The organism is Eubacterium sp. AM46-8 (genome assembly GCF_003466705.1).
GTDB lineage: Bacteria > Bacillota > Clostridia > Lachnospirales > Lachnospiraceae > Lachnospira.
The window spans coordinates 1-18,644 of record NZ_QSEU01000007.1 but is presented as its reverse complement, the minus strand read 5'-3'; the positions used below and the strand labels follow the sequence as shown (position 1 = coordinate 18,644).

The following is an 18,644-nucleotide window of genomic DNA, read 5'->3' as shown; positions in this document are numbered from 1 at the left end:
CATATCAGAACAGAATCTGATGTGACCGCCTTTATCATTTAATTCTTAGATTGTGCGTCAGTGTTGTTGTCCTGACTGTCTGACTTGGCTCTGTCAAGCCACACACCAAGTCCACAGGCAGCAACAGCAAGAACAATGACGATACCGACTGTTATATTACCTAACATATTATTATTCATCCTTTCAAACTTAGTCAAACATAGATATTCCGAAACGAAGCTTTCTGTAAAATTTATATACAATGGTCCCGAAAATACCTACAGTTATTCCAACGGTGGATGCAACAGATACACCTCCACCCAGAATAATACCGATTATCATTAAAATATTCATATTTATTGCCTCTTCACATAGTTGTTTAATATTACTGATAATATATAAAAATAATGTATTACCAGAAAATGTTCTGATTTAATGATAATCTGTTATTTTTTGCCGTCAGTCTGGTGGATATAATTAAGAGTGACAGTGGTGCTGCATGTGATAGAATCATGCATTACGCCTGTCGATTTGAAATAGATATTGATACCGATAGCTGCACACAGACCGCAAAGTAAGAATTGGAATATGCGTAATACATTGCGGGAACTGCTTCTGTCTGCTGTAAGATTGGTGATTGATGTTCTCACAAGTCCAAGCATTTCAGTTGTACATGGCATGGTATCACTGACAGAGGCTTTTGGTGTAGCGAATACCTTAGCTTCTGATACAGAAAAAGAGTCCACTTCAGGAATATTCACACGAGCCCTGTCGAGGCACATGCCAATAAGGAAAAATGTTATTACAAATATGCAGCTTAACAGTCTTTTAAAGCTTTTCTTCATAAGAACATCTCCTTTCCAAAGTGAATCCCATCTGCTTTACTATATCATATTCAGCAGAGGGAATAAAGAGAAAATATATGTGAAAATGTATATTTTACAATGTTTGACAATCTAATGTGAAATAGGTAAAATACATATAAATATATGCATTTTGGAACATGAAAATGCATCGTGAATCAGGAGGAATTTAATATGGCATGTTTTATAGTACCAGGTACTGAAGCTATCGTTACAACAGCGATAACTAAGATTGTTGAAAAGAAAGAGAAGAAGGAAATATGTTCGTGCGAGACAGAAGGTGCTGTAGAAGCAGTTAAGGAAGAAAAGGTGCTTCCATTTTCAAGAAAGCTAAGATGGCTTAACAATATGCTTTGGGGTGGTACAGCTTTACTTGCATTCGAGCATGTATGGCATGGAGAAGTTACTCCTTTCTTTCCATTCTTAACAGCAGCAGGCAATCCACAGGATGCAGTACAGATGTTACATGAGATGGCAACTGCAGGTGTTGGCATGGCCTTAGTTGTGACAGCAGTATGGGTTGGAATGGTTGCAATAGCTTCTGGAATAGAGAAGAAAGCAGCTAAAGAAGCTGACGGAATTAAGGAAACAGAATAATTACAGGACAGGAGATTTTATGACATTACTTATAGCAGTTTTTGCAGCAATTATAACTACTATTATATGGTATACTAACGATAAGCGTTCAGAGTTAAAGCTTGGGACTTTAACATTAATGTTTGTGGGAGCTTCACTTATGTGGTTTGTAGATGCAGTGGTTGAATATATTGAACTGGGGGCAGAATATTTTACACCGGCACCAGCAGACATGCTTAATGATACATTTTTAGGATTATCAGTTGTAGCTTTTGGTCTTATAATCTGGCTTGTTATCCTTTTGGTGAAGGATCCATTAAAGGTTGTAAGAAAGACAATAATGAGATAAAGAAGATTTTGGGGATATGGAATTTAAAAGAAAACAACTTGTTAAGAATGCTAAGGATAATTTAAAGAAACATTACTGGCTGTTAGTAGCAGTCTGTCTTTTTGCGGCTTTCATCGGCTCTGAATTTACAGAGACGATGGAAGCCTTTAAAAGTTTAGGAACAGTTAACAATGAAATTCAGGGTGCAGCATCGGTTGAAGCAAATGTTGATACTGTCGCTAACAGTTCGGTTGTAAGTTCTGTGGTTCAGGCAATGGGCGCAGTAATCACGGGTGACGATGATTTTGGAAGGACGCAGTCTGATGCGAAGGTTTCTGAGGCCAAAGACAATGCAACCAAGGTATTGGGCAGAACAAGAGGTGTATTTGCATCAATAGTTAATGCTATAACATCTGGCGGAATTGTGTTTACATTTGTGGATTCACTATCATCAGTCATAAGTTCAAGAAGGGCAGTAGTGCTTATACTTCTGATAGTGGCACTTATGGTATATGTGTTTATAACATTTTTTATCAAGAAAACTTATCTTGTTATATCAAGAAGAATAGTGCTTGAAACGCGCACATATGATTCTGTTCCACCTGGAAAGTTCATGTTTCTTCTCCGGGTAAAAAGATGGATGAAAGCATCATGGGTGCTTATTGTCAATAATGTATATGAAATATTATGGTCACTTACAATTGTGGGTATATTTGTGAAGCATTTTTCATACATGCTGGTGCCATACATTATCGCGGAGAATCCTGATATGAAGGCAAATGAGGCTATAACCTTATCAAGAAAGATGATGAAAGGCTACAAATGGAGGGCATTTCTGTATGGATTATCATTCATTGGCTGGACAGTGATTGGAATGGCAACGTTAGGAGTTGTGGGAGTGCTGTTTGTGAATCCTTATAAAGCTGCATTTTATGCAGAATTCTATGCAAATGTAAGAGCAGTATATCTTGAAAAAGAACCGGAGGCAGTTCAGTGGCTTAATGATTCATATCTGTATGAAAGACCATCAGAAGAGCAGCTTAAAAAAGTATATGCAGATGTATTTAAACTTATAGATAGTCCACAGCCACAGATTGATTTTGATGATTACCACAATTCGAGAATAGGAAGATTGAAGAAATTAAGAGTATTTTTAGCCAACACATTTGGCATAATACTTATTAACAGCAAGGCAGAGCTGGAATTTGAAGAAAAAAAGAAGGAAATGCTTCGTATGAGTAAGAATAAAGCAGAAGCAGTTGGAAAAGCCTATCCTGCCCGCCTTTTCAATCTTAAGGAACACAGAGTTGACCTTGAAAATACAGTGTATATGCGTAATTATTCAATACCATCGCTTATACTGATATTCTTTTCATTATGTTTTGTGGGATGGATATGGGAGGTTACGCTTCATCTGATATCGTCACATACATTTGTGAACAGAGGTGTTCTTCATGGGCCATGGCTTCCTATATATGGTTCAGGTGGGATACTCATACTGATATGTCTTAAAAAATTAAGAAATAAGCCTGTTGTGGAATTCTTTGCATCAGTAGTTTTATGCGGATTTGTTGAATATTTTACATCACTGTATCTGGAAATCAGCTGCGGAAGAAGATGGTGGAATTATAACGGGTATTTTCTTAACCTTAATGGAAGAATATGTGCTGAAGGTCTTTTAGTATTTGGACTTGGAGGAGTTGCAATCGTATATATTATTGCACCGCTTCTTGATAATTTCTTCAGAAAGATTAAACTGAGGGTTGTTGGTGCAGTGTGTGCGGCATTGATAGTTGCATTCATTGTGGATATGGTATATTCCAAAAAGAATCCTAATACAGGTAAAGGAATATCAACATTTAATGATAATACACCAGAATATATGCTGGCAGAAATGTATCAGGGGGCAGAGGACAGGTATGAGGATAGAATATCTTTTAATCAGGAATTTTAAATCAATCAGAGAACTTGAGATTAATGATATTGAAGATGTACTGATTCTTGTTGGCAGAAATAATGCAGGAAAGAGTGTGGTTCTTGACGCAATAAGAGCGGTTACCGGGGATTATGAAGTTTCATTAAGAGATTTCAATGATAACGAAGGTAATATAAGCATTACAGTTCGCATCAGTATTGAAGATGAGGATCTGGCTGTATTGTATCAGAAGGGACAGGTCAGTTCTTTTAAGCATTATGACTTGTGGTATAAGGATTTTTGCAATAAACTTCCATCGTTAAAGGATGGTATTCTTGAATTTGAATATGTATATAGCCGTGATGGTAAGATTAAGTACAGGGACGGAGTTAAGAAGAACAATATTTATATAAAAACAGTCCTTCCCAGAATATTCTATGTTGACCACGAAAGACGTAAGTCATCAATTCAGGAAGATCTTATCATGCTGCAGGGTGGAACTGAATATGCAGACCTTAAAGATAACGTGTGTATATTTGATAAGCATAAGATGTGTAATCAGTGCTTTAATTGCATAGGAATTATTAACCGCAAGAAACCGGAACAGTTATCTTTATTAGAAACAGCGAGACTTATGCAGTATAAGCTGTTCAATTTTAATCTTGCTAATTTTGAGAACAAACTTAATGAAAAATTTAAGAACAATGGTGGCATTGGAGAAAGAATTCATTATCAGATTACATTTGATGCAGAAAAACTCATGCATGTTGATACAATTGTTCACAATGAAATGCGTGACATTGATGGGGATGTCAATGACCTTTCTGATGGACTGAACAGTATCTACATTTTGTCACTGCTTGAAACCTATGCGGAATATGGAAGTACTGTGCCATACATTATTCTGATTGAAGATCCGGAAATATATCTTCATCCTCAGTTACAGAAGATAGCAAGTGAAATTCTGTACAAGCTTTCAAGAAAGAATCAGGTTATATTCTGCACGCATTCACCGCAAATGTTATTTAACTTTACTACAAGACAGATTCGTCAGGTGATTAACGATAAAGATAATAATACAGTTGCTACTCCGGAGGCGGATATAGATGATATATTAGATGATCTTGGGTATGCTGCCAATGACCTTATGAATGTGAGCTTTGTATTTATAGTGGAAGGAAAACAGGACAGAAGCCGTCTGCCGCTACTTCTGCAGAAATATTATTCAGAAGTTATAGATGAGAATGGCAATCTCAATCGTATAGCGATAATTGCAACTAACAGTTGTACAAACATCAAGACTTATGCCAATCTGAAATATATAAATACATTATATCTTAAGGATGAGTTCCTTATGATAAGAGATGGAGATGGTAAGGATGCTGACCGTTTAAGAGACCAGCTTACCAACTACTATAAGCAGCGTGCAAAGCAGGATTATGGCAATCTGCCAAGAGTAACAGACCGTAATGTGCTTATATTAAAATATTATTCATTTGAGAATTATTTTCTTGACCCTGAGATAATGACTAAGATAGGCGTTGTAAAAAGTGTAGACCAGTTCTATGATATATTATATGCCAAATATAAAGAATACCTGTACCGCCTTGTCAGCACTAAGAAAATGTTAGAAAAACTGAACATAACAATTGAGACAAAACAAGACATCATAGACAACATGGAGAATATCAGAAAATATGTCAGAGGACACAACCTATATGACATATTCTATGGAAGATATAAGGGCGAGAAAGAAAATGCAATTCTAAAAGCATACATAGACGCAGCTCCAAGAGAGAACTTTGACGATATATTCACTGCAATTGATAATTTTGTGTACTTTAATAATCGTAGGAATGATTAAATTGGGTTATGGGCATGAGGGCGTACAATCGCAGAGGTACTTCTATATAGTGCATATCCTAATGAATTGCCGTATATGAAGTGAATAACAGCCGTGGCGTCTGTATATATGATATGTTCGATTTATTCCGAATCGTGTGTGAGTTAATGCCGCTATCTATAAAAGTTCAGTGCTGGAAATCTCGTTCAAGCGAAGCGCGTTTGATTTCCAGCACTGTAATAAACTCTATAGATGGCGGCATTTACTCACACTAGATGCAGGAATCCATGAGAACATGTCATATATGCAGATGCCACGGCGTCATGCACACTTATGAATACCAATATTTAGTTGGATGACTTCTTAATTAAATCAGAATACCAGTACGCAGAATCTTTTGGGATTCTCTGCTGGGTTTCGTAATCGACATAGATTAACCCAAATCTTGGGTCGTAGCCGCTGTGCCATTCGAAATTATCTGTGAATGACCAGTGGAAGTAGCCGAGTATTGGGACACCGGCTTTGTAGGCTTTCTCAAGGTCTGTGAGATATCTTGTCAGAAAGTCGATACGGTTGCTGTCGTGGACTTTGCCATCAAGACTTATGATATCATTGCAGGCAAGACCGTCTTCAAATATGTATATTGGAAGATTATATCTTTCATACAGATATCTTATACCATAATTCATAACACCGGGAGTTACAGGCCAGCCAAGAGCTGTTCGTGGACTGCCTGGTTTTTTGTTAATATGGCCGGATGCATTTATTTCATGTCCGTTATATACATTTATGCCAAGATAGTCAATTGGCTGATGTATCAGTTCAATATCGCCATTTTTTACGAATGGCAGTTCTTCATAATGTCCGATTTTTTCAAGACCTTTTTCAAGATGTAATCCTGTTCCTACAATATCGGGGTACCTGCCAAGGCATGTCATATCGCAGAATATAGTGTGGTTAAATGTCATGTTTCCGGTAACAATCTTGAAACTTTCAGCTCTTGCAGCATCAATATCTTCATCACATTCACTTGCAGGAAAACACAAGTCGCCAGTGCTTGAAAAACCAGTCTTTATTGGCTGTTTTGCAACGGCACGCATTCTTGTGACAGCAAGACCGTGTGCAAGTGCAAGATGGTGTATGACTGACAGCACGCTGATGCAGTCCAGTTTCTTTCCGGGAGCATGAAGTCCATTCATATATCCAAGACCTGAGATTATCTGTGGTTCATTGATAGTTGCGATATTAACGACTCTGTCAGAAAAATGCTCACATATAAATTCTGCATAGTCAGCAAATATATAAGCTGTCTGTCTGTTCAGCCATCCGCCATTATCTTCAAGTGCCTGTGGCAGATCCCAGTGATAGAGTGTTATAAAAGGCTCAATACCATTTTCAAGACAACAGTTTACAATATTATCGTAGAAGTCAAGTCCGGCTTTGTTGAAATGCACATTGCCGTCAGAATCCTTAACAATTCCATCAGGAAATATTCGTGTCCATGAAATTGAAAAGCGGTATGCCTGAATACCAAGATTTTTCATAAGTGCAATATCCTCGCGATAGCGGTGATAGTGGTCACAGGCTTCGTTACCATTCTCGTTGTGTGCGATATTTCCTGGCTTATTAGAAAATGTATCCCAGATAGAAACGCCTTTGCCGTCTTCGGTAAAGGCTCCCTCTATCTGATATGAACTTGAGGCAGTTCCCCATAAAAAGTTCTTATCAAACATAATTATTCTCCTTAAATATCAGATATTAACAATTACATTGAATTCTTTAGTGTCAGCATTGAAAGGCACTGTGTTTCCTGTAATTTCATTACCATTGACAATAAGAGAAGAAACTCTTTCGTGCTTATTGTTATTGATGGTAATGTTATAGACAGCATCTCTGAATTTTCTTGTAATTGTCAGATTCTTAATAGAATCCGGCAGACAAGGGTCAATGGTGAGTCCTCCAAATGAAGCTCTTACACCAAGTATATATTGAGAAATGCTTGTAAATGTCCATGCAGCAGTGCCTGTAAGCCAGCTGTTTTTGGCTTCACCAAATCTTGCTGCATCTTTGCCGGCAATCATCTGTGAATATACATAAGGTTCAGTCCTGTGTATCTCACTTATTTCTTCAAGGTATGCCGGACATATTTTCTTGTATGTTTCGAATGCTCTGTTTTTATCATCAACAACGGTTTCAGCAATAGATACCCACGGATTATTATGACAGAATATTCCGGCATTTTCTTTGTATCCAGGCGGATAAGAAGATACCTCGCCAAGTTCAAGATGATATGATCTGTAAGCTGGTTGTAAAATCATGATTCCATACTTGGTATCAAGAATTTTTTCTACTGAATCCATAGCTTTCTGTGCGAGTCCTTCTTTGACACCTATACCTGCCATAACACAGAAGCCCTGTGGTTCAATGTATATCTGTCCATCTTCACATTCATGTGAACCAACCTTACGGCTTTCGGCATCATATGCACGAAGGAACCATTCACCATCCCAGCCTGCATCAAGAACAGCTTTATACATGTCATCAACATGGGAACGTACAGCATTTTCTTCCTCTGTAAGACCTGATATGTGGCATATGTCTGCATATTCATTGCCATATTTTACATACATTCCAGCGATAAATACCGATTCAGCAACAGGTCCTTCTGATGGTCCGGTAGTCTGGAAAGATTCACCCGGAGCAGAAGAGAAGCAGTTTAAGTTGAGACAGTCATTCCAGTCAGCTCTTCCGATAAGTGGCAGCTTATGCGGTCCAAGATGAGTAGTTGTATAATTAAAGGATCTTCTTAAATGTTCCATAAGCGGCTGTGCCTTACCTGCATCGCAGTCAAATGCTACATTTTCATCAAGAATGCTGAAATCGCCTGTTTCTTTAAGATATGCAGCTGTTCCTGCAATAAGCCATAAAGGATCATCATTAAAGCCAGAACCAATATCAGAATTACCTTTCTTAGTTAATGGCTGATACTGATGATAAGCACTTCCGTCCTCAAACTGTGTAGCAGCAATATCAAGAATTCTCTGTCTTGCTGAATCAGGAATAAGATGTACGAAGCCAAGTAAATCCTGGCAGGAATCTCTAAATCCCATACCACGACCGGTTCCAGACTCATAATAGGAAGCAGATCTTGACATGTTAAATGTTACCATGCACTGATACTGATTCCATATATTAACCATACGGCAGAGCTTCTTGTCTTCTGTGTCAACAATATAAGACGAGAGAAGATGAGTCCAGTAATTTTTTAAAGCAGCAAGAGCTGTATCAAATTTTGCCGGAGTGTTATATTTTTCAAGAAGGGCATATGCAGGTTCTTTGTTAATGATTCCGAATGATTCCCACTTCTTATCATCAGGGTTCTCTGCATATCCTATAATGAATACATATTCTTTCTCTTCGCCCGGCTCAAGGTCGATATCGATTCTGAAAGATCCAACAGGTGACCATCCGCTTGCAATAGAATTATAAGATGTACCTTCTTTAACAGCTTTAGGCATTGCAGGACTTCCGTATGTACCGATGAAACTTTCTCTGCTTGTATCGAAACCGCTGGCAGCAGTGCTGACGGCATGAACAGCATAATGGTTACGCCGCTCACGGTATTCTGTCTTGTGATATATTGCTGACATGGCAGCGGTGCCAATATTAATTTCTGGCTGAACTTCAACTTCGCCTGTGCTGAAGTTACGCTGGAAGTTGTTGCAGTCATCAACTGCATTCCATAAACAGAATTCTATATAAGAATATACAGATAAATGTTTAGCAGCATTTCCTGTGTTCTTAATAGTAAGTTTATCAAGCTCGCAATTATCTCCGATAGGAACAAGAGCAGTCTGTGTAGCCTTGATGTCATTCTTAGATGAAGAAATAACTGTATATCCAAGTCCGTGACGACATGTATAATCCTCAACTGGTGTCTGGGATGGCTGCCATCCAGGATTCCATATGGTATCCTCATCTTTAATATAAATGTAGTGGCCGTTGTTATCTAAAGGAGAATTATTATAGCGATATCTTGTGAGTCGGAGCAGCTTGGCATCCTTATAGAAACAGTATCCTCCGCCAGTATTGCTCTTAAGACTGAAAAAATTCTCACAGCCTAAGTAATTAATCCATGGCAATGGAGTTTCTGGTGTGGTTATGACATATTCTTTATTGATGTCATCAAAAAACCGATTGCATATTATACCTCCTGTACACATATAATTTATAGAAAACGATTAAGTGCATTAAGGTACAAGTTCTAATATTGATTTTATAGTAATAAGTATATTTTAAGGCTTGGATTAAATCAATGATTATTTTGGATTTGAGTAAGAATTGGTAGAAATGCACAAAAAATACGATGATATATAGAAAAATAAGTAAAATTTATAAAAGTACTTGCATTTATATCTGATATGAGTTATAGTAAAGCTACGAAAACGATTAAGTAATGCATGAAAGGAATGAATCTATGGTATCTATGAAAGATGTTGCTGTAGAATGTGGCGTTTCAATTGCTACAGTAAGTAAAGCTCTCAATGACCATAGTGACATCAGTGAAGAGACACGCAGGAAAGTTAAAGAGGCAGCTAACAGACTTGGATATTATCCGAATTCAGCAGCCAGAGCACTTAAGACGAACCGTTCATATAACATAGGAGTTCTTCTTAATAATGGTCTTGCACATGAGTATTTCGCCGAGGTTCTTGAGAGTTTTAAGAATGAAGCAGAGAAGAAGGGGTATGATATTACATTTGTAAGCAATCACTCTAAGAAGATGACTTTCTACGAACACTGTTTATACAGAAATTTTGATGGCGTGCTTGTAGCTTGTGAGGATTTCAACAATCCTGAAATCTATGAAATGGTTAACGGGAGATTACCAGTTGTGACCATCGACTACATTTTCAATGGCAGTACATCGGTCAATTCTAACAACGTGAAAGGGATGAGTGAATTAGTACGTTACGCGTACAGCAGGGGACACAGAAAGATAGCTTATATTTATGGAAATGTTGAATCAGAGGTTACGAAAGAGCGTCTGGCAGCCTTTTATAAGACAATGGATGAATTAGGGGTAGAAGTTCCAGATGAATACATTAAAGAATCAACCTATCTTGATTCAATAAAAGCTGAGAAACTTACATATGAGCTGTTAAAATTAAAGGAACCGCCAACATGTATTTTTTATCCGGATGATTTATCTGTGGTTGGAGGAAAGAATGCTATTAAGAATATGAAATTGCATAGTCCAAAGGATGTGTCTGTTGCGGGTTACGATGGAACAAGATTCTCGCAGATGTTAAATCCTAAGATTACAACAATTCGTCAGAATACCAGGGAAATCGGCAGGATTGCCGCAGATGAGCTTATAAGTGCTATAGAGAATCCCAGGGCAACGATAGTAAAGAGGGTTGTTGTAGATGCGGAACTAATCGAAGGGGAAACAATAAGAAAGATAGGAAACTAAAGGTGTCGTCTAAGATTTATGGAGGGTTTTTTATGAAAAAGAGATTATTAAGTCTGGCACTTGGTACAATGATGGTGCTTTCCACATTAGCAGGTTGTGGATCAAAGGATGGTGGTTCGGCAGCAGTTAATACTAAGCCTGAGGAACAGGGTAAGGTACTTAACATTTACTGCTGGAATGAAGAGTTTAAGAGCAGATTTGAAGGATATTATAAGAATGTTCCTTCAGATGTTAAGGTAAACTGGGTAATTACTCCTAACGAAAACAACGCTTATCAGAATGCTCTTGATGCTGCATTATTAAAGCAGAAGGATGCAGCAGCAGATGATAAGATTGATATGTTCCTTATCGAAGCTGATTATGCTTTAAAGTATGTTAACAGTGATTACACACTTGATGTAAAAGATGTAGGCCTTACAGATGATGACCTTAAGGATATGTATCAGTACACAAAGGATATTGCAACTGACAGCAAAGGAAAACTTAAGGCTACAACATGGCAGGCTACTCCGGGACTCTTTGCTTACAGACGTTCTATTGCTAAGGATGTTCTTGGAACAGATGATCCGGATAAGGTTCAGGAAGCACTTTCAACCTGGGATAAGTTTGATAAGGTAGCTGAACAGGCTGCTGCTAAGGGTTACAAGATGCTTTCAGGTTATGATGATTCATACAGAGTATTCTCTAACAATGTATCAGGTCCTTGGGTTGATTCTAATAACAAGATTGTTATTGATGATAACATTATGAAGTGGGTTGATCAGACTAAGAAATATACAGATAAGGGCTATAATAATAAGTCATCTCTTTGGGATTCAACATGGGCAGCAGATCAGGGACCTTCTGGTAAGGTATTCGGATTCTTCTACTCAACATGGGGAATTAACTTTACACTTTTAGGTAACTCACTTGCTACTCCTGTTAAGGAAGGTGGTAAGGAAGAAGTTGGCAACGGTATCTACGGCGACTATGCAGTATGTGAAGGTCCACAGAGCTACTACTGGGGTGGTACATGGATCTGTGCAGCAGCAGGAACAGATAACGCTAACCTTGTAAAAGATGTTATGAAGACACTTTGCTGTGATAAGGCTACAATGAAGAAGATTACAGAAGATACTCAGGATTACACTAATACAACATCAGGTATGAATGAAATCGCTAGCAGTAACTTCAAGTCAGATTTCCTTGGCGGTCAGAATCATATCAAGTTATTTGCTAAGTCAGCTCCTAAGATCAGCATGAAGAACATTTCTTCTTATGACCAGGGTCTTAACGAAGAATTCCAGAAGGCTATGAAGGATTACTTCGATGGCAATGTAACTAAGGATAAGGCTCTTGATAACTTCTATAAAGCAGCTATTGAGAAATATCCAAACCTTTCAAAGTAATTAGTAATTGCTAGTCATTAAGGCACAGTCATTATAATAAGTATGTTATATGGCTGTGCCTTTTTATATGGCAGGAATGGAGATATGTATGAATAAAAAGAAGAAAAAGTTTGTAAGCTATGCAAAATGGGGATACATATTTCTTATACCGTTCTTTGCAGTATATATTGTGTTTTCATTAATACCACTGATATCTACATTTTATAATAGTTTTTTTGAGAACTATATGGTTGGACTTATGCAGGTCGGACCTAAGTTCGTTGGATTTGACAATTACAAGGCCATACTGTTTAACGGTGATACATTGCTCTATCTGAAGAATACAATGATAATGTGGCTGATGGGATTTATTCCCCAGATTCTTATATCATTGCTTCTGGCGTCATGGTTTACAGATCTTAGATTAAGATTAAAATGTACAGGATTTTTCAAAACTATAATCTATATGCCTAATTTGATTATGGCATCTGCATTTGCCATGTTATTCTACGCAATATTTGCAGATCAGGGTCCAATCAATAACATGCTTAACAGTATGGGATTGCCTACATATAGATTCCTTGCGGAGGTAGCAGGAGCGAGAGGACTGATTGCTCTTATGAACTTCCTTATGTGGTTTGGTAATACAACAATAATTCTTATGGCTGCCATTATGGGCGTTGATCCTTGCCTTTTTGAAGCAGCAAGAATTGATGGTGCTAATTCAAGACAGATATTTGGAAAGATTACACTTCCACTTATTAAGCCTATTCTGGCATACACACTTATTACATCATTAATCGGTGGTATCCAGATGTTCGATGTTCCTCAGATACTTACTAATGGTAATGGTAATCCGGATAGAACAAGTATGACGGTTATTATGTATCTTAACAAGCATCTTTATAGTAAGAATTATGGCATGGCAGGTGCGCTTTCAGTTATTCTGTTTATTGTAACAGCAGTACTTAGTATATTTGTATTTAATTATATAACAAAGGATATGGAAGCAGCAGGAATTAGAAAAGCTAAGAAGAAAAAAGCAAAGGAGGCGAAGTAATATGAGTAATTCAGGTAAAGCCTCTGCAAGTGCTGATATTAAAGGCGCTAATGCTGGAGTGAAAGACAGAATAATACTTACAACAGAGAGAGTGTTATGTTATATCGTACTTATTCTTATAACATTTTTGTGCCTTTTCTCATTCTATGTACTTATTATTAATACAACAAGATCACACCCTGATATCCAGAAAGGATTCTCGTTCCTTCCAGGAAAGTCGTTTATAGTCAACATGAAGAATGTTCTTGCTAATGAGAATATTCCTGTTATAAAGGGTATGTTTAACAGTCTGTTTGTTGCGGCATGTTCAGCGGTTCTGTCAGTGTATTTCTCAGCACTTACAGCATTTGCTATTCATGCATATAACTTCAGGCTAAAGAAGTTTGCATTTACATTCATTCTTCTTGTAATGATGGTACCAACACAGGTATCAGCACTTGGATTTGTTAAGATGATGGGAGACTGGAATCTTCTTAATTCTTACATACCACTTATTGTACCTTCGGTTGCAGCACCCGTAGTATTCTTCTTTATTAAGCAGTATATGGACAGTGTGCTTCCAATGGAACTTATTGAGGCAGCGAGAATTGATGGCGCAAGAGAGTTCAGAATATTTAACCAGATTGTTCTGCCTCTTATGAAACCGGCTCTGGCTGTTCAGATGATATTTACTTTCGTATCATCATGGAATAATTATTTTATACCTTCACTCCTTATTAACAAGGCAAGCAAGAAAACCCTTCCTCTGTTAATAGCACAGCTTCGTAGTGCGGATTTCCTGAAGTTTGATATGGGTCAGGTATATATGATGATAGCATTTGCTATTGTTCCGGTAATTATAGTGTATATCTGTCTTTCAAAGTTCATTGTAAGAGGTGTTACACTTGGTGGTGTTAAAGGTTAGATATGCTTTTAGATTAAAAAAGAACCGTCCTGATTTCAGGGACGGTTCTTTTTGCGTCTTGTATCATGCACTTTAGCAATATAGCTGCTGTTTAGAAAATGTATTCTATATATCTGTCAAGATGCTCTCCAGCTTTAAGAACAGGTGATGGAAAGTTATTATGATGCATTGAGTCAGGAAAAAACTGGGGTTCAAAACATATGCCATGCTGATCGTTGTATGGCATATTGTATTTACCGGTACAGTTACCTATATAATTACCGTTATACAGCTGCAATCCTGGGAAACTGGTCTTTACAGACATGCTTATGCCTGCTTCTGGGTCGGTTACTTTAGCGGCATATTCATATGCATCAGAGAGAACGTAATTGATATCAATATAATCTGTTCCAACTCTTCTTGGATTACGGAAATCATACATTGTTCCTTCAACAGGCAGAATGTCACCCGTGGGGATGTTGCTGCTGTCTACAGGGGTGTAGCAATCTGCTCCTACAGATACTATATAATTACAGACATTCTTTACCCCAGAAAAATTAAAGTAACTATGATTGGTGAAACTACATACTGTATCCATATCTGATACTGCGTCATAATGCACAAGTATTGAATTTCTGTCAGTAATAGTAATTGTCTGGGTAACTTTAAGATTTCCAGGGAATCCATTCTCCAGATGCGGGCTGTTAAGTGTGAGGATGAGAGCCTCAGGATTAACATCATACTGCCACATACATTTGTTGAAGCCGTGTCCGCTGTGAAGAGTGTTATTACCTTCGTTGGCAGGAAGATGCCAGTCTTTGCCATTAAGTGTTATGCATGCCCCGGCAATTCTGTTGGCGAATCGGCCCATTGTTCCACCGAAGTTCTGCTGGTCATAATAATATTCTTCCGGGGTATCATAACCAAGGATTATGTCGTGTTGTGCACCGGCTGAATCAGTCACGAACATTGACTGGAATGTTGCACCATAGTCTGAAACATAAAGCGATATGTCATTATATGAAAGCTGAATAATATGACACATTGTACCATCGGGGAGAAAGCCCCATTTTTTGACATTATATTGCATGAATTCTCCTTTCTGGTATATGATTAATACGAACAATAAATATAAATTAAGTATACCATTTTATACAAAGAAGTTCTATGTTTTTATATAAAAATGTGATATATTTATTAATATATTATAGTTGAGGTTGAGAAGATATGAAGATTTTGCATTGTGCAGATATTCATCTGGATTCAGCAATGACGGCTAATCTTGATAAAGATAAAGCAAGAGAACGCAGAGGTGAGCTGCTGGCATCTTTTAAGGATATGGTCGGATATGCTGTGAAGGAGTGTATCGGGGTTATTATAATTGCGGGGGATTTGTTTGATACAAGGAACATATCAGTTGGAGCAAAGAAAGAAGTATATAATATAATAATTAACAATCCGGGGATTATATTTTATTATCTGCAGGGTAATCATGACAATGGAGCTTTGTATCGTATCTTGATGAGATTCCTGCTAATCTTCGTATGTTTGGAAAAGAATGGATAAGTTACAATGCTGGTATAATTAATAATGGCAGTATTACAAAGGATATCGTTATTACCGGTGTGGAGCTTGACAGTGATAATGCGGGTAAGATATATGGAAGCCTTTCTCTCAATGCAGGCAATTTTAATATTGTTGTGCTGCATGGGCAGGAGGCTTCTCATATTTCTAAGAACAACGCACAGATAATAAGTCTTAAGGATTTAAGAAACCGTGGAATTGATTATCTTGCGCTTGGACATGTGCATGAATATTCAAGTGACAGGCTGGATGCCAGAGGGGTGTATTGTTATCCGGGATGTCTTGAGGGAAGAGGCTTTGATGAGGCTGGAGAGCATGGCTTTGTAGTGCTTGATATTGATGAAACTTCCGGTGGTTATGATACATATTTTGTTCCATTTGCAAGAAGAAATGTTTATGTTGCACAGGTTGATGTTACAGGGTGTGAAAACACATTTGAAATAGAGAAGTGTGTAAGAAGATTTCTTGAAATATCTGGATATACGAAAGAGAGTCTTGTTAAAGTTGAACTTACAGGTGCTCTTGATGTTGAATGTGAGAAAAACACAGATTACCTGGCTAAGCAGTTTGAGCAGAAATTCTATGCATTTAAGATAAAGGACAATACAATATACAATATTGATTATATGTCATATGAACATGATATGTCGCTTAAAGGTGAATATATAAGAAATGTTATGGCAAGAAATGATATTAGTGAACAGGATAAGGCTGAAATCATAAGATATGGACTACAGGCATTACAGGGAGAGGAGATAGGCTGATGAGACTTATCAGTTGTACAATCGAAAATTTTGGAAAACTGAATAATGTTACATATGATTTCTCTGGTGAATGTAATACGATATGTGAGGATAATGGCTGGGGAAAGAGTACACTTGCATCCTTTATCCGTGTTATGTTTTATGGATTTAAGAATGAAAGTAAGAAGAAACTTGCAGATAAGGAAAGAAACCGTTATATGCCATGGCAGAAAGGAGTATATGGCGGTGAAATTATATTTAAGGTAAATGATGTTGTTTATTCACTTAGAAGAGTGTTTGGAAAGAAACAGGCAGATGATGAATTTCTGCTTGTAAGAAAAGATACAAATATGGAATGCAATGATTTTTCTTCTGATATAGGAGATGAATTGTTTAAGATAGATGCTCAATCTTTTGAAAGAACAGTATTCATTGGACAGAATGACTGTGTTACAACGACAACTGACAGTATTAATGCCAAGATAGGTAATCTGGCAGACAATACTGATGATATTAACAATTTTGAGACTGCGGTGGCAAGACTTACGGCAGAACTTAACAATATAACGAGTACAAGGGTTACAGGTTCTATTGCAAAAAGAAAATCAAAAATCACACAGCTGACAGCTCAGATTAATAATTATGCAGAAATAGATAAGACTATTGATGAGCAGACTAAGATAAGAGATGAATTGTGTGAAAAAAGAGAAAATCTCAAAGCCAGTAAAGAAAAGTTGCAGGAACAGCAGAAGGTTTTAAGTGTAAAAAAAGATGTTCAGGCAATGAAGGAAAAGTATCAGTTATTGTTAAAGGAATGTAACAATAAAAAGAATATTTTTGAACATATGAAAGAATATTTCAATGGTACTATTCCTGAAAAGAATGAGATAATAAAGCAGATTGAAATTTTTGATGATGCTGGAAAGTTAAGTGGCAGACTGGCTCATGTCGATGAGCAAGATAAAAGGCGATTCGAAGAACTTCAGAAAATATATGGGCAAGGGGTTCCTGATAATGCTGTTCTTGATGAATATCAGGGGCTTGCTGTCAGACTTGATGAATTTAGAAACCTGTGTTCAAAAAACAGACTGTCAGAGGATGAGCAGAAAAAACTGAATCAGTTAAAAAGCGCTTTGCAGAGGGTGTTCCTGACGAAGATATAGGAATAATTCATGACAGATGGATAGCAGCCCGGAATAAACAGAATTCTCTTGCTGGCAAGGAAATTAAATTAGAAATTGTGAGAGAAAATGAAAACACAAAGCTTGCCAAGGCGAAAGAATATAAGAATAACAGTGTTACGGGAATTGTTGCAGGAGTTATCTTAGCGGTTATTGGTGGGATTCTTTCGTTTAAAGTAATGGTGGCCGGAATAACACTGATAATTGCGGGTATATTTATAGGTGGTTTATCTGGAAGAATTGGTTCTGTAAAGAAAAAACAGCATGATGAGACATTTAGAAATATAAGTGCGGAATCAGCTGAGAGACTAAAAGCCATGGAGTCTGAACTTGAAGCTGACAGGAAGAGCATTGCAGATACGCAGGATATTGTAAGGGGTTTCTGCGAAAAATATGGAATTGCATATAACATGGACAATATGGAATGGGAGCTTTCTAAGTTACGTCATGATATAGAGGATTATCGTGAGCTGAAAGTAAGGGAAGCACAGCAGAATGATTCTGGAATACATGAAGAAATAAGTTTGCTTGAGAGCAGAATAAGGAATTTCTTAAGAAGTTTTATTTGTATGGATGATATCAGTAATTATTCACTTGCAATAGAAAAAATAAAGAGAGATACTGCTGATTTTATAAGAATTAACAATGAGCTTTTAAAGCAGGAGTCTTACAGCAGACAGTATGAAAAGCAGATTGACGGGATTACACAGTTTCTTAAGTCATATGTGAAAGATTATAGTGATGAGGATAGTGTTGGAGAAATGCTTAGAAGACTTGACAAAAAGCTGGATGAATATTATCGTGCTAAAAGTGAGTATGAAAATGCAGTCTCAGCAAAGAATGATT

18 protein-coding genes are annotated in these 18,644 nt (G+C 37.3%); 12 read left to right on the top strand and 6 right to left on the bottom strand.

Annotation, left to right across the window (positions count from 1 at the left end; genetic code table 11):
- Positions 1-38 precede the first annotated feature (38 nt).
- The 3 genes from DW963_RS13625 to DW963_RS13275 form a co-directional block, all read right to left on the bottom strand.
- Complete coding sequence (locus DW963_RS13625) at positions 39-167, bottom strand: hypothetical protein (protein ID WP_022097889.1); 129 nt, start codon at positions 165-167, stop codon at positions 39-41.
- 22 nt (positions 168-189) lie between these two features.
- A complete protein-coding gene (locus DW963_RS13400) occupies positions 190-333 on the bottom strand; it encodes a hypothetical protein (protein WP_022097890.1) in 144 nt (47 codons plus the stop codon).
- Between the two features lie 92 nt (positions 334-425).
- Entirely contained in the window at positions 426-824 is a 399-nt protein-coding gene (locus DW963_RS13275; protein ID WP_158568632.1) for a hypothetical protein, read from the bottom strand.
- 192 nt (positions 825-1,016) lie between these two features.
- Here DW963_RS13275 and DW963_RS06135 point away from each other — a divergent pair, with 192 nt between their 5' ends.
- Genes DW963_RS06135 through DW963_RS06120 form a run of 4 tightly spaced genes read left to right on the top strand, consistent with a single transcriptional unit; the run spans position 1,017 to position 5,525 of the window.
- Positions 1,017-1,439, top strand: coding sequence for a hypothetical protein (locus tag DW963_RS06135; RefSeq protein WP_117914325.1), 423 nt, complete (start codon positions 1,017-1,019; stop codon positions 1,437-1,439).
- Between the two features lie 19 nt (positions 1,440-1,458).
- On the top strand, positions 1,459-1,767 hold the full coding sequence (locus tag DW963_RS06130; RefSeq protein WP_117914323.1) for a hypothetical protein: 309 nt from the start codon (positions 1,459-1,461) through the stop codon (positions 1,765-1,767).
- A 16-nt stretch (positions 1,768-1,783) separates the two neighbouring features.
- Positions 1,784-3,700 (top strand): DUF975 family protein, encoded by a 1,917-nt coding sequence (locus DW963_RS06125; RefSeq protein WP_117914321.1) that lies wholly within the window; start codon positions 1,784-1,786, stop codon positions 3,698-3,700.
- Positions 3,666-5,525, top strand: coding sequence for an ATP-dependent nuclease (locus tag DW963_RS06120; RefSeq protein WP_117914319.1), 1,860 nt, complete (start codon positions 3,666-3,668; stop codon positions 5,523-5,525). The genes DW963_RS06125 and DW963_RS06120 overlap by 35 nt, the downstream gene beginning before the upstream one ends.
- Before the next feature lie 326 nt (positions 5,526-5,851).
- On the opposite strand, the gene DW963_RS06115 is transcribed toward DW963_RS06120, so the two are convergent.
- Both DW963_RS06115 and DW963_RS06110 read right to left on the bottom strand, forming a co-directional pair.
- Positions 5,852-7,237 carry a GH1 family beta-glucosidase gene (locus tag DW963_RS06115; protein WP_117914317.1) on the bottom strand — a complete coding sequence of 462 codons (1,386 nt, stop codon included), beginning with the start codon at positions 7,235-7,237 and terminating at the stop codon, positions 5,852-5,854.
- An 18-nt stretch (positions 7,238-7,255) separates the two neighbouring features.
- Complete coding sequence (locus DW963_RS06110) at positions 7,256-9,727, bottom strand: glycoside hydrolase family 94 protein (protein ID WP_117914315.1); 2,472 nt, start codon at positions 9,725-9,727, stop codon at positions 7,256-7,258.
- A 254-nt stretch (positions 9,728-9,981) separates the two neighbouring features.
- On the opposite strand from DW963_RS06110, the gene DW963_RS06105 reads away from it, so the two are divergent.
- The 4 genes from DW963_RS06105 (at position 9,982) to DW963_RS06090 (ending at position 14,311) form a co-directional block, all read left to right on the top strand.
- The gene (locus DW963_RS06105; protein WP_117914314.1) at positions 9,982-10,980 is read left to right on the top strand and encodes a LacI family DNA-binding transcriptional regulator; all 999 of its coding nucleotides are present in this window, start codon (positions 9,982-9,984) and stop codon (positions 10,978-10,980) included.
- A gap of 32 nt (positions 10,981-11,012) precedes the next feature.
- Positions 11,013-12,368, top strand: a complete 1,356-nt coding sequence (locus DW963_RS06100) for an ABC transporter substrate-binding protein (RefSeq protein ID WP_117914313.1) — start codon at positions 11,013-11,015, stop codon at positions 12,366-12,368.
- Positions 12,369-12,456: 88 nt separating this feature from the next.
- Complete coding sequence (locus DW963_RS06095; RefSeq protein WP_022097899.1) at positions 12,457-13,407, top strand: carbohydrate ABC transporter permease; 951 nt, start codon at positions 12,457-12,459, stop codon at positions 13,405-13,407.
- A 1-nt stretch (position 13,408) separates the two neighbouring features.
- Positions 13,409-14,311, top strand: coding sequence for a carbohydrate ABC transporter permease (locus tag DW963_RS06090; RefSeq protein ID WP_022097900.1), 903 nt, complete (start codon positions 13,409-13,411; stop codon positions 14,309-14,311).
- Positions 14,312-14,402: 91 nt separating this feature from the next.
- On the opposite strand, the gene DW963_RS06085 is transcribed toward DW963_RS06090, so the two are convergent.
- Positions 14,403-15,380: an aldose epimerase family protein gene (locus DW963_RS06085; RefSeq protein WP_117914311.1), complete on the bottom strand. Its 978-nt coding sequence runs from the start codon at positions 15,378-15,380 to the stop codon at positions 14,403-14,405.
- A 137-nt stretch (positions 15,381-15,517) separates the two neighbouring features.
- Between DW963_RS06085 and DW963_RS13620 the strand changes: the two genes are divergently transcribed.
- From DW963_RS13620 to DW963_RS06070, 4 genes are all read left to right on the top strand, one after another.
- Positions 15,518-15,856 carry a metallophosphoesterase family protein gene (locus DW963_RS13620; RefSeq protein ID WP_243004199.1) on the top strand — a complete coding sequence of 113 codons (339 nt, stop codon included), beginning with the start codon at positions 15,518-15,520 and terminating at the stop codon, positions 15,854-15,856.
- Positions 15,835-16,638 (top strand): metallophosphoesterase family protein, encoded by an 804-nt coding sequence (locus DW963_RS06080; RefSeq protein ID WP_243004198.1) that lies wholly within the window; start codon positions 15,835-15,837, stop codon positions 16,636-16,638. Before DW963_RS13620 ends, DW963_RS06080 begins: the two co-directional genes overlap by 22 nt.
- Entirely contained in the window at positions 16,638-17,780 is a 1,143-nt protein-coding gene (locus tag DW963_RS06075) for an AAA family ATPase (RefSeq protein ID WP_117914309.1), read from the top strand. The genes DW963_RS06080 and DW963_RS06075 overlap by 1 nt, the downstream gene beginning before the upstream one ends.
- 77 nt (positions 17,781-17,857) lie before the next feature.
- Positions 17,858-18,644, top strand: a 787-nt coding sequence (locus tag DW963_RS06070; RefSeq protein WP_353652784.1) for an AAA family ATPase, incomplete at its 3' end; no start/stop codon positions are given.

Excerpts from the sequence above, each read along its gene's own strand:
- DW963_RS13625 (WP_022097889.1), bottom strand. The coding sequence starts at position 167 with ATGTTAGGTAATATAACAGTCGGTATCGTCATTGTTCTTGCTGTTGCT.
- DW963_RS13400 (WP_022097890.1), bottom strand. The coding sequence starts at position 333 with ATGAATATTTTAATGATAATCGGTATTATTCTGGGTGGAGGTGTATCT.
- DW963_RS13275 (WP_158568632.1), bottom strand. The coding sequence starts at position 824 with ATGAAGAAAAGCTTTAAAAGACTGTTAAGCTGCATATTTGTAATAACA.
- DW963_RS06135 (WP_117914325.1), top strand. The coding sequence starts at position 1,017 with ATGGCATGTTTTATAGTACCAGGTACTGAAGCTATCGTTACAACAGCG.
- DW963_RS06130 (WP_117914323.1), top strand. The coding sequence starts at position 1,459 with ATGACATTACTTATAGCAGTTTTTGCAGCAATTATAACTACTATTATA.
- DW963_RS06125 (WP_117914321.1), top strand. The coding sequence starts at position 1,784 with ATGGAATTTAAAAGAAAACAACTTGTTAAGAATGCTAAGGATAATTTA.
- DW963_RS06120 (WP_117914319.1), top strand. The coding sequence starts at position 3,666 with ATGAGGATAGAATATCTTTTAATCAGGAATTTTAAATCAATCAGAGAA.
- DW963_RS06115 (WP_117914317.1), bottom strand. The coding sequence starts at position 7,237 with ATGTTTGATAAGAACTTTTTATGGGGAACTGCCTCAAGTTCATATCAG.
- DW963_RS06110 (WP_117914315.1), bottom strand. The coding sequence starts at position 9,727 with ATGTGTACAGGAGGTATAATATGCAATCGGTTTTTTGATGACATCAAT.
- DW963_RS06105 (WP_117914314.1), top strand. The coding sequence starts at position 9,982 with ATGGTATCTATGAAAGATGTTGCTGTAGAATGTGGCGTTTCAATTGCT.
- DW963_RS06100 (WP_117914313.1), top strand. The coding sequence starts at position 11,013 with ATGAAAAAGAGATTATTAAGTCTGGCACTTGGTACAATGATGGTGCTT.
- DW963_RS06095 (WP_022097899.1), top strand. The coding sequence starts at position 12,457 with ATGAATAAAAAGAAGAAAAAGTTTGTAAGCTATGCAAAATGGGGATAC.
- DW963_RS06090 (WP_022097900.1), top strand. The coding sequence starts at position 13,409 with ATGAGTAATTCAGGTAAAGCCTCTGCAAGTGCTGATATTAAAGGCGCT.
- DW963_RS06085 (WP_117914311.1), bottom strand. The coding sequence starts at position 15,380 with ATGCAATATAATGTCAAAAAATGGGGCTTTCTCCCCGATGGTACAATG.
- DW963_RS13620 (WP_243004199.1), top strand. The coding sequence starts at position 15,518 with ATGAAGATTTTGCATTGTGCAGATATTCATCTGGATTCAGCAATGACG.
- DW963_RS06080 (WP_243004198.1), top strand. The coding sequence starts at position 15,835 with ATGTTTGGAAAAGAATGGATAAGTTACAATGCTGGTATAATTAATAAT.
- DW963_RS06075 (WP_117914309.1), top strand. The coding sequence starts at position 16,638 with ATGAGACTTATCAGTTGTACAATCGAAAATTTTGGAAAACTGAATAAT.